Genomic DNA, 12,383 nt, shown 5'->3' on the forward strand with positions numbered 1-12,383 from the left:
CGCCCCGATTCGGGGCGTTTGAACGTATTGCAGGCTCGATCTTTCAGTTCAAGTCGGGGGGGGCAGGGATGTGCAGCAGTTTTGTTTCAATTTTGCACCCGAGTTTCTTGAGAACATCTTCTCGTATCTCATTGTAATAACGCTCATCCAGTAAACAGCACAACTGCCAACTGTTGGTCTGGTCGTTATTGATGGCGTTCAGTACAGGCTGGACGAGTAGTTCGCTTTCCAGCTCGTGGGTCGTTTCGAATGTCACTTGCAGGGTGACTACGGTTTTATCGTTGCGAATAATTGTGAGCAATGCAGCCGTTGAAGCCGTTGCATGGGGGTTGGATTCACTCACGGTAGCGTTTCTTTGAAGTTTCTCGACGATTGCCCTGATCGCTGGTGAGTCAGGCTGGAGATTTGTCAGGTGACCCCATGCATTGGTGAGCGCTTGCCGTTCATCTTTTGACAAGGTACTCCCTGCGCATTCTCCAATGAGACTCAACAGACTGCTGTTTTCAAAGTCGAGGCGCTGGTTCCCTCGGCTATTACCCATCCAGCCAATTTTTTGAACGGTAGCTGTATAAGTTGGCCAGGAAACCACAGGGTTATCGCTTTTTTTTGACGCTACCAGTTCGCCAAACAGGCTGGACGATAAGATGTCTTTTTTAAAGCTGTCTTCGTGCGATCCACAAAAAACTGTTATGTTTCCATTAATTAGCCAAGTGTCGAAAATGATATTTTTCATGTGTTGTCCTGCGCGAAAGTGTGCACAAAAAGTTGTTTAAATCGGAAGGTTAGGCCGATTTAAACATGTTGGTGGCGGTTACATTTCATCGAGGTCAGGCATATCGATAATGTACTTCTTGCCGGTCGCGCTGAATTTGTTGTACAGGTCATCGCGCAGGCCGGAAAAAACTTTGCTGTCCAGGTAAGTACGAACAGCGCCGGTTTTTATTGTGGTGGACTGCTGGGTCGACTTCCAGAACAGAATGCCGCGGGTGCTCTCCCTTGCATCCAGGGAAATGCAGTTGAGGACCATATTCGGTTGCATGTTGTTGTCCACCCAGATCGGTGCAATGTCGAATTTCGCCTGCTTGCCCAGCTTTTGGTTACGATCAAACAACTGAATGGCGCCGGGATTTTTCTGCACTGCTTCGACGGTCTTTTTAGCAACATCAGCCAGAACCTTTGCAGCATTGCCGCCAATCAACCCTGCGGTCACTTCGAGCGCAACCTGATCCATCGTCAGGCCAACTTTCCGGATGGTGACTTCCTGGATATTCCTGTTTTGCGTCACCCAGCCCAGTTTGCTCAGGCCGTCGACATAGTAGCGGTACCATTCGAAAAGTTGCGCATCTTCGGGGAATTTTTTGGTGGCCGCGTTCTGCATGACGAGTTTGCACAAGTTGATGTCGCTGATGTTTTCCTTCGAAACGCCGGGCAGGAAGGCGTCGATAGTGCCGGGCATTACACTGGCGGTTGGTTTGTTGATGTCGTGCTCAGGTTCATTTGAAAGCGAATCAGAGTAAAATGCCGAACGCTGTATCTGGATCGGTAAGGACGGCAGGGAGTCAATGAATTCCAGTCGTTGTTCAAGTAGCATAAAAGTAATCCTTTACTTGTTTGTGTGAATAGCCGGTTGGCTGGAGTTGTTAGGATAATTCCATTATTCTTAAAGTCTAGTTGAGGTTTGTAACTTGGATTTTTTAGTTGTGTTTAGTGTTGGTGGTGTGTGGTTGTTTTTAGTGTGCGGGGCAATCTAAAGTTATTGCTCAACTAAAAACTATTTGAACTGTTGTCGATTCCGCTCAGCGCACCGCATGCCCGGACAACAATGCCTCTTCACGCAACCACGCAAAAAACGCCCGAACCGGTGGATGCCGCTCACGCCCCGGCACACACAATGCGCTGTAGCCGGCGCCATCGACCTGAATTTCCCCCCGGTACGGCAACAACAGCCCGCTGGCCACGCTTTCCGAGACCAGAATATTGCTCGCCAATACCAGGCCTTGCCCGGCAATCGCCGCTTGCAGGGCGTAGTGCTCTTCGTCGTATTCACGCACGGCGGGCTGGCCGTTCAGCCATGTTTCACCGGATCGCGCACACCAGGCTTCCCAGCCGTGGGCATAGAGCTTGGAGTTGTGCCAGCGCACGCTGATCAGCACCGGTGTGCGACTCGACGCCAAGGTCACCTGTTCCGGCGAACCGTAGACACCGAAGGACTCATCGAACAGGCACTGGCCGTACAGGTTCGGGTAATCGTCGAGGCTATAGCGCACCACCAGATCGACACTGGCGTCCTGATGCAGGTCGATGACTTCGCAATGGGTATCGAGGCGCACGCTGATGTTCGGGTGCCGGGCGTAGAAACGTCCCAACCGTGGCACCAGCCACAGCGCGGCAAAGGCCGCGGTGGTGGAGACCGTCAGGTTGGCGCTGCTGCGTTGCGGGCGCAGGGTATCGACACTTTGCGCCACTTCGAGGAAGGCCCCGTGCAGGCTCTGGAACAGCCGTTCGCCGCATTCAGTCAGGCGCACCTGACGTGGCAGGCGCTCGAACAATGGCACGCCGAGCCAACTCTCCAGCGAGCGGATCTGATGGGACACCGCCGTCGGGGTGACCGACAGTTCTTCGGCGGCGGCCTTGAAGCTCAACAGGCGGGAGGCGGATTCAAAGGCCCGCAGGGCGGTCAACGGCAACGAAGCAAACATTGAACACTCCATGGATGAAATAGATTCATCCAGACTGATTTCTGCTCATTTGAACGAGAACGGTGGTGAGCTTCAAGCTGCAAGCCACAAGCCGTTTGAGTTTAACCCTGAGGAGATTCAGATGAGTAAAATTCTTGCCGTTCATGCCAGTCCCCGTGGTGATCGCTCGCACTCGCGCCGTTTGGCCGAAGTATTTCTGTCGGCCTGGCAGGCCCGTTATCCACACTCACAGTTGACCCGACGCGAAGTCGGTCGGGCGCTGATTCCACCGGTCAACGAGGCATTCGTGGCCGCCGCGTTTTACCCCGAGCCCGACGCTCGGCCGTTGTCGATGCAGGCCGATCTGGCGCTCAGCGACGAGTTGGTCGGCGAACTGCTTGGCCACGATGTGTTGCTGATTTCCACGCCGATGCACAACTTCAGCGTTCCGAGTGGCCTCAAGGCCTGGATCGACCAGATCGTGCGGGTCGGCCTGACGTTCGATCACACCCTGGACAATGGCGTGGCCCAGTACCAACCGTTGGTGCAGGGTAAAAAAGCCCTGATCATCACCAGCCGTGGCGGCTTCGGTTTTAGCCCGGGAGGTGAACTGGAAGCGATGAACCATGCCGACAAGCTACTGCGCACGGTACTCGGGTTCATCGGCATCACGGATGTCACCGTGGTGGCTGCCGAGGGTGAGGAGTCCGCCGAGCGCACCTTCGAAATATCCTCCGCCGAGGCCGAACAGCGCTTGTTGGCGCTGGCCGGGGAGTTCTAGATGGCCTGGCTGTTTCTGCTGATCGCCGCCGGGTTCGAAGTCACCTTCGCCATGGGCATGAAGTACGCCGAGGGCTTCACCCGGCCCTGGCCTTCGGTGATCACGGTGGTGGCCGCTGTGGCCGGGATCTACTTCCTGACCCTGGCCATGCGTGAGTTGCCGGTGAGCATCGCCTACCCGATCTGGACCGCCATCGGTTCGCTGGGCACGGTGTTTCTCGGTTTCGCACTGCTGGGCGAAAGCCTGAGCGTGATCAAACTGGTCTCGGTCGGGCTGATCGTCGCGGGTGTGGCGGGGTTGAAGTAGGGCGCATGACATAGACTTGTCATCTTCGCTGGCGATGCTTGGCGGATGTCTTGCATCCCGCCTTGCGTCACCACCCGACCACAAGGATGTCCGCCCATGTCCCAAGGTTCTGCCCCGCTTTACCCGCTGGTGTTGGTCCCGGGAATGCTCGGGTTCATCCGCCTGGTGCTTTACCCGTACTGGTACGGGATCGTCGAGGCGCTGCGCCGCGCCGGTGTGGTGGTGTTCGCCGTGCAGGTCTCGCCGCTTAATTCGAACGAAGTGCGCGGCGAGCAACTGCTGGCGCGTATCGACGAAATCCTGCGCGAAACCGGGGCCGCCAAGGTCAACCTGATCGGTCATAGCCAGGGTTCGCTGGCCGCCCGTTATGCGGCGGCCAAACGCCCGGACCTGATCGCCTCGGTCACTTCGGTAGCGGGGCCGAATCACGGTTCGGAACTCGCCGATTACCTGCACGAGCATTACCCCCATGACAGCGCACGTGGTCGTCTGCTGAGCTTTTTGCTGCGGGTGATCGGCGCGCTGATGGGGTGGCTGGATACCGGTTACCGCGGGCCGAGGCTGCCGGTGGATATCCATGCGTCACACCACTCCCTTACCACCGCTGGCGTGGCGCTGTTCAACCAGCGTTATCCACAGGGCTTGCCTGAAACCTGGGGCGGTCACGGGCCGGAAGAGGTCAATGGCGTGCGCTATTACTCCTGGTCCGGCACCTTGCAACCGGGCATTACCGATCGCGGGCGCAATCTGCTGGACGGCACCAACCGCAGCTGCCGGCTGTTCGCCAAAACCTTCGTCCGCGAAGCCGGGCATTGCGATGGCATGGTCGGGCGCTACAGCTCGCACCTGGGCACGGTAATTGGCGATGAGTATCCGCTGGATCACTTCGACATCGTCAACCAGTCGCTGGGGCTGGTGGGCAAGGGGGCCGAGCCGATTCGCTTGTTTGTCGAACATGCGGCGCGACTGAACGCGGCAGGGCTGTAGACCGCCACAAAAAGCTAAGTGCGCCCCAACACCGTCGTCCAACGCTCCGAAACAATCACCCCACCCAAGGTCAACACCCCGCCCACCAGGTGATACAGCGCCAACTGCTCATGCAGCACCACCGCCGCGATCAGGGCGGTAATCAACGGCAGCAAATTGAAAAATTGCGTGGTCCGGCTCGGCCCCAAACGCACCACGGCCTGCATCCACGCCAGCGGCGCGACCATCGAAGCCAGCAGGCAGGCATACAGCACCAGCGGAATGTTCTGCAGGGTCGGGCCGATTTTCGGTGAGGCGAGGAACAACGGAAACAGCACCACCACGGCCACCAGCACCTGCAAATACAGGAGCACCAGCGGCGGCAGTTTCAGCTGCCATTTTTTCAACAGGGTGCTGTAGATCGCGTAGGCCAGGGTGGCGATCAGCATCATCGCGTCGCCCAGGTTGACCCCATGTTCGAGCAGTGCGCCAAGGCTGCCGGACGACACCACCACCAGGACGCCGGTGAATGACAGCACCGCACCGGCCAGGGCACCCATGGTCAGGCGCTGGCCGAGGCTGATGATCGCCATGGCAAGCGACATCAGCGGCATCAGCGACAGGATGATGCCCATGTTCGTGGCCGAGGTCAGGCTGGCGGCGAAGTACGCCAGGCTTTGATACACCGCCATGCCGAGAACACCAAGGACAAAGACCTTGCCCAGGTTCGGGCGGATCAGCGGCCAATGGGTGAGCACCGGTTTGAGCATGAAGGGCGTGAACAGCAACCCGGCCAGCAGCCAGCGGTAGAAACCGATCTCGGCGGGGAAGATCGCCCCGGCCGACATTTTGGTGATCACGGTGTTGCCGGCCCAGATGAAAATGGCCAGCAGGGGATAAGCGTATTGCATCGGGAAAAACCAGAACGTTAATGAAGGGCAATTATCCGCTTGTCTGGATACAAGCCTATACTTCGATCCAGACAACCGGCCCCTGATGACGGACAGCATGAGCAGTAAACACATCGACCTGCTGGATTTCAGCGAGCTGCCGTCGGCGGTGTACTTCCGCTACGCCGATTTCGACGCCCATGAATACGCCGCGCCCCACCGGCATCCCTGGGGGACGCTGGAGTATGCCGCCCACGGCGTGCTGCACATGGACGTCGACGGCAGTCGCTTCATGTCGCCACCGCAATACGCGGTGTGGGTGCCGCCGCAGATCGAGCATAGTTTCTATAGCCACCAGCCGGTCAACTACCGCGCCGTCTGCCTGGCACCCAAGGTCTGCGCCGATCTGCCATCGCGCGCCTGCACCCTGGCCATCAGCGACATCCTCAAGGCGATCCTCAAGGACTTCGCCGCCCGCGACGTGAAAATCCCCGAACAGGTTGCCGACCAGCGTCTGGCCCAGGTATTGGTGGACCAGTTGCAACAGGCTCCGGTGCACGAGTGCTATCTGCCCTACGCCAGCAGCCCCGGACTGCTGGGGATCCTGGAGGCGTTGCAGGCCGAGCCCGGGGATAACCGGCCCCTGTCGCAATGGGCCGCACGCATCCATGTCAGTGAACGCACCCTGGCGCGGCAGTTCGTGCGGGAGCTGGGCATGAGTTTCGGCGAGTGGCGCCAGCGCCTGCGGTTTCTGGCGGCGATCGAAGCGCTGGACAGTCAGCGCCGCATTCAGGAAATCGCCTTCGACATGGGCTACAGCACCGGCTCGGCGTTTATCGCCATGTTCCAGCGCCAGGCCGGATGCACACCGGAGCAATATCGACGCAGTCACCTGGAGAACAGGAAGGTGTAACAGGGGTTGTCTACACTCCAGTACGAGGCCGCGTCCTTCGGTGCGGCAACAAGGAGAAAACTCCATGAAGCTAATGCGCGTCCCTTTGTTGATGATCGGTTTGCTGCTCTGTTCCCAGGGCTTCGCCGCCACAGCCCAACAGGAAAAGATGACTACCTGCAACGCCGACGCCACGACCAAGAGCCTCAAGGGCGACGAGCGCAAAGCCTTTATGAGCACGTGCCTGAAGGCTACTCCGGCGGCAAACGATGCCGGCAAGGCCCTGACTCCACAGCAGGAGAAAATGAAAACCTGCAACGCCGACGCTGCCACCAAAGCCCTCAAGGGTGACGAGCGCAAGGCGTTCATGAGTGATTGCCTGAAGAAAAAATAATCTGCACTTGCAGGAGCCGGCTTGCCGGCGATGAAAATGACGCGGCGTATCAGGTCACCGTGGTGAGCCTATCGCTGGCAAGCCAGCTCCTACAGGTCGCCCCACACAATCCTAGTGCTCGCCCCGGATCGCTGGCAGACTGCCAATCCTTTTTATGCCGTTCGTTGTTGAGGCTGTATGCCAACGTTTTCTCAGCGTCAAGTTTTGCTGGTCATCAGCTGGGTCATCATTTTTGGCGGGCTGCTGCTGGTCCTGCCGCTGCGGTTGCTGCCGAGCCTGCTCGCCGGGTTGCTGGTGTTCGAACTGGTCAACATGCTCACCCCGCAACTGCAACGACTGATCGAGGGCCGACGTGCGCGCTGGCTGGCGGTGGCGTTGCTGGGGACTCTGATTGTCAGCGTACTGTCGCTGATCTTTGCCGGCGCCATCAGCTTCCTGCTGCACGAGGCGGAAAACCCCGGCGCTTCCCTCGACAAGTTCATGGGGGTGGTCGACCGCGCACGCGGGCAACTGCCGCCGTTCATCGACGCCTATCTGCCGGCCAGTGCCGCCGAGTTCCGCGTGGCGATTGGCGAATGGGTCAGCAAGCACCTCAGCGATTTGCAACTGGTCGGCAAGGACGCAGCGCACATGTTTGTGACGTTGCTGATCGGTATGGTGCTGGGTGCGATCATCGCCTTGCAGCGTGTGCCGGACCTGACCAAGCGCAAGCCATTGGCCGCCGCATTGTTCGATCGCCTGCACCTGCTGGTCCAGGCGTTTCGCAACATCGTGTTCGCCCAGATCAAGATTTCCCTGCTCAACACCTTCTTCACCGGGATTTTCCTGGCCGTGGTGCTGCCGATGTTCGGCATCAAGCTGCCACTGACCAAGACCCTGATCGTCCTGACGTTCCTGCTCGGCCTGCTGCCGGTGATCGGCAACCTGATGTCGAACACCCTGATCACCATCGTCGGTCTGTCGCTGTCGATCTGGGTGGCCATGGCGGCGTTGGGTTACCTGATTTTCATCCACAAGCTCGAATACTTCCTCAACGCGCGCATCGTCGGCGGGCAGATCAGTGCCAAGTCGTGGGAGTTGCTGTTGGCGATGCTGGTGTTCGAGGCAGCGTTCGGCCTGCCGGGGGTGGTGGCGGGGCCGATTTACTACGCGTATCTGAAGAGTGAGTTGAAGCAGGTGGGGATGGTTTGATCCGCTGTTGATCTGATTGTGGCGAGGGGGCTTGCCCCCGTTCGGTTGCGCAGCAACCGCAGTCAGTTTGAATCAACAAATCTGACTGTACGCGGTGTCTGATTTCGGGGCTGCTGCGCAGCCCAACGGGGGCAAGCCCCCTCGCCACAGAGATTTCGGATCAGTCCATCGAGCCGTAACGCTTGGCAGCCTCGATCGCCAGACCACTGCCGATGCTGCCAAAGATATTCCCTTCCACATGCCGAGCATTCGGCAACATCGCCGAAACACTGTTGCGCAGCGCCGGAATCCCGCTCGAACCACCGGTAAAGAACACCGTATCCACCTGATCGACCCGCACGTCGGCGTCTGTCAGCAATTGGGTGACGCTGTTGCGCACCCGCTCCAGCAGATTGTCGATGGCCGACTCGAACAGTACACGGCTCAAGTCCACGCTCAGGCCCGCTTCAATGCGATCCAGCGGCACGTGGCGGTTGTCGGCGTGGGTCAGCTGGATCTTGGTTTCTTCCACTTCCATGGCCAGCCAGTGCCCGGCGCGTTGCTCGATCAGCTTGAACAGGCGGTCGATGCCACCAGTGTCTTCGATGTCATAGCGCATGCTGCCCAGGGCCAGTTGGGACTTCTGCGAGTACACCGAGTTGATCGTATGCCAGGTCGCCAGGTTCATGTGGTGGCTGGTGGGCATGTAGGCGCCGCTCTTCATCCGGCTGCCGTAGCCGAACAGGGGCATCAGGCCGGCCAGCGAGAGTTGTTTGTCGAAGTCGGTCCCGCCGATGTGCACGCCACCGGTGGCGAGGATGTCGTCCTGGCGGTTATCCACAGCGCGACGTTCCGGCGACAGGCGCACCAGGGAGAAGTCGGAGGTACCACCGCCGATGTCGACGATCAGCACCAGCTCTTCTTTCTCGATGGTCGACTCGTAGTCGAATGCCGCGGCAATCGGTTCGAACTGGAAGGAGACTTCCTTGAAGCCGATCTTGCGCGCCACATCGACCAGGGTGTCTTCGGCTTCCTTGTCGGCCATCGGATCATCATCGACAAAGAACACCGGACGACCCAGCACCACTTCTTCGAATTCCCGACCGGCGGCGGCTTCGGCGCGGTTCTTGAGCTGGCCGATGAACAGCCCGAGCAGGTCCTTGAACGGCATCGCCGTGCCGAGGACGCTGGTGTCGTGCTTGATCAGCTTGGAGCCCAGCAGGCTCTTGAGCGAGCGCATCAGGCGGCCTTCGTAGCCTTCCAGGTACTCGTGCAGCGCCAGGCGGCCGTACACCGGGCGGCGTTCTTCGATGTTGAAGAAGACCACCGACGGCAGGGTGATCTTGTCGTCCTCCAGCGCGATCAGCGTTTCCATGCCGGGGCGCAGCCAGCCGACGGTGGAGTTGGACGTGCCAAAGTCGATACCCACGGCACGGGCTGGAGATGCGTTGTTCATGTCTTTCAGGTTCCGGTTAAAAAACGGCCGCGCAGTGTATGTCAGAGCGCGCCAGATTCGAAGGCCGGTTATCTGCTAATTCTTCGCAAACAATGCCTTGAAAGATGGGACATTCTCCCCAAACTACCCTGCATCAACCGGACAGCCGCGGGAGTGCTCGCAAGAAGCCCCGCCTGCTGCCGATAAACTTCTGCTGCGCCAGCCGGTCACAAACTTGAGATCGGTCGGACCAATGGCTGCAAACAAGCGCATGCTGTGGCCTGTGGCGCGATTTGATAACGGATGGTGATTCCCGCGATGGACTTTAAAGACTATTACAAGATTCTCGGTGTGGAACCGACCGCAGACGATAAGGCGATCAAGGCCGCCTATCGCAAGCTGGCGCGCAAATACCACCCCGACGTCAGCAAGGAAAAGGATGCCGAGTCCAAGTTCAAGGACGCCTCGGAAGCCTATGAAGCGTTGAAAAGCGCCGACAAACGCGCCGAATACGATGATTTGCGCCGCTATGGCCAGCACGGCCAGCCGTTCCAGGGACCACCAGGCTGGCAGAGCCGTAGTGGTTTCGGTGGTGGCGGCCAGGACACGGGCGATTTCTCGGACTTTTTCAGTTCGATATTCGGCAACCGTGGGCCAGGCTTTGGTGGTGGAGAACAGTCGCGTCGCAGCACCGGACGTCGAGGGCAGGACGTGGAAATGGAACTTGGGGTTTTTCTCGAAGAAACACTGTCGACCGAATCGAAGAAGGTCACCTTCCAGGTACCGCAGTACAACGCGGCCGGCCAGCATGTGAGCAACACCAGCAAGAGCCTGAACGTGAAGATTCCCGCCGGCGTGACCGACGGCGAGCGCATTCGCCTCAAGGGGCAGGGCGCTCCGGGTGTGGGTGGCGGGGCCAATGGCGACCTGTACCTGACGATCCGTTTCGCACCGCACCCGAAATTCGACGTCGAAGGCGAGAACCTGATCATCACCTTGCCATTGGCTCCGTGGGAGCTGGCGCTGGGTGCTGAAGTCGCCGTGCCGACCCTGACCGGCAAGATCAACCTCAAGGTCCCGGCCGGCAGCCAGAACGGCCAGCGCATGCGCGCCAAGGGCCACGGCCTGATGAACAAGGCCGGTGAGCGCGGTTACCTGTTCGTGCAACTGAAGGCCGTGATGCCGAAGAAGTCCGACGAAGACACCAAGGCCCTGTGGCAGGAGCTGGCGAAAAAAGCGGCATTCGATCCGCGTGAGAATTTTTGATCCCTTAGAACCAAGGAGTCACTGACAATGAGCAGTCCCCTGATCGTTCAACTGGACATGGCAGAATTCTGTGAGGCGACCGAGCTGTCGGACGTCTACGTGATCGAAATCGTCGAACACGGCATCCTCGAACCTCAGGGCGCTCAGCCCAAGGACTGGGTTTTCAACGACTACGAGCTGACCCTGGCCAAGCGCGCCGCCAAGCTGCGGCGCGACCTTGACCTGGAATGGGAAGGCGTCGCCCTGGCGCTGGACCTGCTTGAGGAAGTCCAGCAACTGCGGGCCGAGAACCGGATGTTGAAGCAGCGGTTGGGGCGGCTGGTGGTCGAGTAGGTATGCTGTGGCTTTTGCAGGGCCTGTCAGGCCGATTTCGCGAGCAAGTCCGCTCCCACAGGGGAATGCATTTCAAATGTGGGAGCGGGCTTGCTCGCGAAGAACGATAACGCAGTCTCCCGACCTCACACCTTCCTCGGCAACACCACGGTAAACATCGTGCCATCCATCTCGCTGGAGCTGACTTCAATCGTCCCCTGATGGGCGTCGACCACTTCCTTGACGATAAACAGCCCCAAGCCAAGGCTGGTCGTGGGCTCACCGAGTTCTTCGCTGGCACTGCGCACCAGCGGGTCGAAAATGGTCGGGATCGCATCGGTGGGAATCGGGACGCCATCGTTGTGCACGGTCAGTCGAATGCTGTCGGCCTCGCCCTTGAGGCATAGCTTCACTTCACGTTTGCTGGAACCATGCTGCAAGGCATTGCCGATCAGGTTTTGCAGCATCTGATCCAGCCGGCGCGGGTCCCAGGTGCCGCGGGTGTCACCCTGTACATCCAGGGTCGGATCGCATTCCGGTTGACCGGCGCACGCCCGGGCAATCGCTTCCCGTGCCGCATCGGCCATGTCCATGGGCGCCGGTTCGATCGGCAGGCGCTTGCTCAGGCGGCTACGCACCAGTTCCAGCAAATCCCCAACCATCACCGCCAGGTGCCCGGTACTGCGCTGGATATTGATCGCGCACTTGAGTGCATCACCCTCGAGGGCGGCTTTGCGCAGGAGTAATTCGGTGGACATGCTCACCGCTTGCAACGGCGCACGCAGGTCATGGCCGAGGATCGCCAGAAAGATATCCCGCGAGCGATTGACCATTTCGGCGTAGGTGGCGGTGGACTCGGCGAGCGCTTCGTCGATGGCTTCGTTGAAACGGATCATGTCCTGGAAGTAGGCCAAGTCAGGCGATTGCAGGCTGTTGACCCACAGGCGGATGACGCAGGCGCGCAAATGACGGAATTCACTGGTCATCTGCACCAGGTCAAAACCCACGGTATGGCGCAATTCGCCATGGCTGGCCCCGGCCTCGTTCAGGCTCGGGGTTTTTTCCGGCCCTTCACCGCGTGCCTTGGCCGCTTGTTCGGAGGGTGTCTGGGGTTTGCACATGTCCCGGGCCGCGGCCAGCAGGATCGACCGGGCATGGTCGCGCAAGGCGACGCTGTCCATGGTCTCGGCGGCCGGAGTGATGGTTTCGGCAAACAGCTCCCACTCATCGACGATGCGATCAACGTGCGACACGATGAATTCGGAAAGACGCATGGCGGTTACCTGGGCATGA

The 12,383-nt window shown here is 59.3% G+C and carries 14 protein-coding genes; 8 read left to right on the forward strand and 6 right to left on the reverse strand.

Annotated features, from left to right (window positions below; genetic code table 11):
• Positions 1–43 precede the first annotated feature (43 nt).
• The 3 genes from KGA88_RS20595 to KGA88_RS20605 all read right to left on the reverse strand — a co-directional run bounded on the left by KGA88_RS20595 (position 44) and on the right by KGA88_RS20605 (position 2,711).
• Positions 44–733: a hypothetical protein gene (locus KGA88_RS20595; protein WP_223593949.1), complete on the reverse strand. Its 690-nt coding sequence runs from the start codon at positions 731–733 to the stop codon at positions 44–46.
• A 78-nt stretch (positions 734–811) separates the two neighbouring features.
• Positions 812–1,591, reverse strand: coding sequence for a hypothetical protein (locus KGA88_RS20600; protein WP_223593950.1), 780 nt, complete (start codon positions 1,589–1,591; stop codon positions 812–814).
• Positions 1,592–1,796: 205 nt separating this feature from the next.
• Complete coding sequence (locus KGA88_RS20605) at positions 1,797–2,711, reverse strand: LysR substrate-binding domain-containing protein (RefSeq protein ID WP_223593956.1); 915 nt, start codon at positions 2,709–2,711, stop codon at positions 1,797–1,799.
• 109 nt (positions 2,712–2,820) lie between these two features.
• On the opposite strand from KGA88_RS20605, the gene KGA88_RS20610 reads away from it, so the two are divergent.
• The 3 genes from KGA88_RS20610 to KGA88_RS20620 all read left to right on the forward strand — a co-directional run bounded on the left by KGA88_RS20610 (position 2,821) and on the right by KGA88_RS20620 (position 4,752).
• Entirely contained in the window at positions 2,821–3,459 is a 639-nt protein-coding gene (locus KGA88_RS20610) for an FMN-dependent NADH-azoreductase (RefSeq protein ID WP_223593958.1), read from the forward strand.
• Positions 3,460–3,765 carry a DMT family transporter gene (locus tag KGA88_RS20615; protein ID WP_223593960.1) on the forward strand — a complete coding sequence of 102 codons (306 nt, stop codon included), beginning with the start codon at positions 3,460–3,462 and terminating at the stop codon, positions 3,763–3,765.
• Positions 3,766–3,861: 96 nt separating this feature from the next.
• Positions 3,862–4,752 carry an esterase/lipase family protein gene (locus KGA88_RS20620; protein ID WP_223593962.1) on the forward strand — a complete coding sequence of 297 codons (891 nt, stop codon included), beginning with the start codon at positions 3,862–3,864 and terminating at the stop codon, positions 4,750–4,752.
• Between the two features lie 14 nt (positions 4,753–4,766).
• Here the strand turns inward: KGA88_RS20620 and KGA88_RS20625 are convergent, their stop codons facing one another.
• Entirely contained in the window at positions 4,767–5,642 is an 876-nt protein-coding gene (locus tag KGA88_RS20625) for a DMT family transporter (protein WP_223593964.1), read from the reverse strand.
• 97 nt (positions 5,643–5,739) lie between these two features.
• Between KGA88_RS20625 and KGA88_RS20630 the strand changes: the two genes are divergently transcribed.
• The 3 genes from KGA88_RS20630 to KGA88_RS20640 all read left to right on the forward strand — a co-directional run bounded on the left by KGA88_RS20630 (position 5,740) and on the right by KGA88_RS20640 (position 8,098).
• A complete protein-coding gene (locus KGA88_RS20630) occupies positions 5,740–6,534 on the forward strand; it encodes an AraC family transcriptional regulator (RefSeq protein ID WP_223593967.1) in 795 nt (264 codons plus the stop codon).
• Between the two features lie 64 nt (positions 6,535–6,598).
• A complete protein-coding gene (locus tag KGA88_RS20635; RefSeq protein WP_110662477.1) occupies positions 6,599–6,907 on the forward strand; it encodes a PsiF family protein in 309 nt (102 codons plus the stop codon).
• Between the two features lie 177 nt (positions 6,908–7,084).
• Entirely contained in the window at positions 7,085–8,098 is a 1,014-nt protein-coding gene (locus KGA88_RS20640) for an AI-2E family transporter (RefSeq protein ID WP_223593969.1), read from the forward strand.
• Positions 8,099–8,258: 160 nt separating this feature from the next.
• On the opposite strand, the gene KGA88_RS20645 is transcribed toward KGA88_RS20640, so the two are convergent.
• Positions 8,259–9,533, reverse strand: a complete 1,275-nt coding sequence (locus KGA88_RS20645) for an Hsp70 family protein (protein ID WP_110658135.1) — start codon at positions 9,531–9,533, stop codon at positions 8,259–8,261.
• 297 nt (positions 9,534–9,830) lie between these two features.
• Between KGA88_RS20645 and KGA88_RS20650 the strand changes: the two genes are divergently transcribed.
• A complete protein-coding gene (locus tag KGA88_RS20650) occupies positions 9,831–10,778 on the forward strand; it encodes a DnaJ C-terminal domain-containing protein (protein ID WP_223593971.1) in 948 nt (315 codons plus the stop codon).
• 27 nt (positions 10,779–10,805) lie between these two features.
• Positions 10,806–11,111 (forward strand): chaperone modulator CbpM, encoded by a 306-nt coding sequence (locus KGA88_RS20655; protein WP_057712199.1) that lies wholly within the window; start codon positions 10,806–10,808, stop codon positions 11,109–11,111.
• Between the two features lie 125 nt (positions 11,112–11,236).
• Here KGA88_RS20655 and KGA88_RS20660 read toward each other — a convergent pair whose 3' ends face one another.
• Positions 11,237–12,364 (reverse strand): sensor histidine kinase, encoded by a 1,128-nt coding sequence (locus KGA88_RS20660; protein ID WP_110658139.1) that lies wholly within the window; start codon positions 12,362–12,364, stop codon positions 11,237–11,239.
• Positions 12,365–12,383 lie beyond the last annotated feature (19 nt).

Source organism: Pseudomonas sp. A-R-19 (assembly GCF_019956575.1).
Taxonomy (GTDB): domain Bacteria; phylum Pseudomonadota; class Gammaproteobacteria; order Pseudomonadales; family Pseudomonadaceae; genus Aquipseudomonas.

Excerpts from the sequence above, each read along its gene's own strand:
- KGA88_RS20595 (WP_223593949.1), bottom strand. The coding sequence starts at position 733 with ATGAAAAATATCATTTTCGACACTTGGCTAATTAATGGAAACATAACA.
- KGA88_RS20600 (WP_223593950.1), bottom strand. The coding sequence starts at position 1,591 with ATGCTACTTGAACAACGACTGGAATTCATTGACTCCCTGCCGTCCTTA.
- KGA88_RS20605 (WP_223593956.1), bottom strand. The coding sequence starts at position 2,711 with ATGGAGTGTTCAATGTTTGCTTCGTTGCCGTTGACCGCCCTGCGGGCC.
- KGA88_RS20610 (WP_223593958.1), top strand. The coding sequence starts at position 2,821 with ATGAGTAAAATTCTTGCCGTTCATGCCAGTCCCCGTGGTGATCGCTCG.
- KGA88_RS20615 (WP_223593960.1), top strand. The coding sequence starts at position 3,460 with ATGGCCTGGCTGTTTCTGCTGATCGCCGCCGGGTTCGAAGTCACCTTC.
- KGA88_RS20620 (WP_223593962.1), top strand. The coding sequence starts at position 3,862 with ATGTCCCAAGGTTCTGCCCCGCTTTACCCGCTGGTGTTGGTCCCGGGA.
- KGA88_RS20625 (WP_223593964.1), bottom strand. The coding sequence starts at position 5,642 with ATGCAATACGCTTATCCCCTGCTGGCCATTTTCATCTGGGCCGGCAAC.
- KGA88_RS20630 (WP_223593967.1), top strand. The coding sequence starts at position 5,740 with ATGAGCAGTAAACACATCGACCTGCTGGATTTCAGCGAGCTGCCGTCG.
- KGA88_RS20635 (WP_110662477.1), top strand. The coding sequence starts at position 6,599 with ATGAAGCTAATGCGCGTCCCTTTGTTGATGATCGGTTTGCTGCTCTGT.
- KGA88_RS20640 (WP_223593969.1), top strand. The coding sequence starts at position 7,085 with ATGCCAACGTTTTCTCAGCGTCAAGTTTTGCTGGTCATCAGCTGGGTC.
- KGA88_RS20645 (WP_110658135.1), bottom strand. The coding sequence starts at position 9,533 with ATGAACAACGCATCTCCAGCCCGTGCCGTGGGTATCGACTTTGGCACG.
- KGA88_RS20650 (WP_223593971.1), top strand. The coding sequence starts at position 9,831 with ATGGACTTTAAAGACTATTACAAGATTCTCGGTGTGGAACCGACCGCA.
- KGA88_RS20655 (WP_057712199.1), top strand. The coding sequence starts at position 10,806 with ATGAGCAGTCCCCTGATCGTTCAACTGGACATGGCAGAATTCTGTGAG.
- KGA88_RS20660 (WP_110658139.1), bottom strand. The coding sequence starts at position 12,364 with ATGCGTCTTTCCGAATTCATCGTGTCGCACGTTGATCGCATCGTCGAT.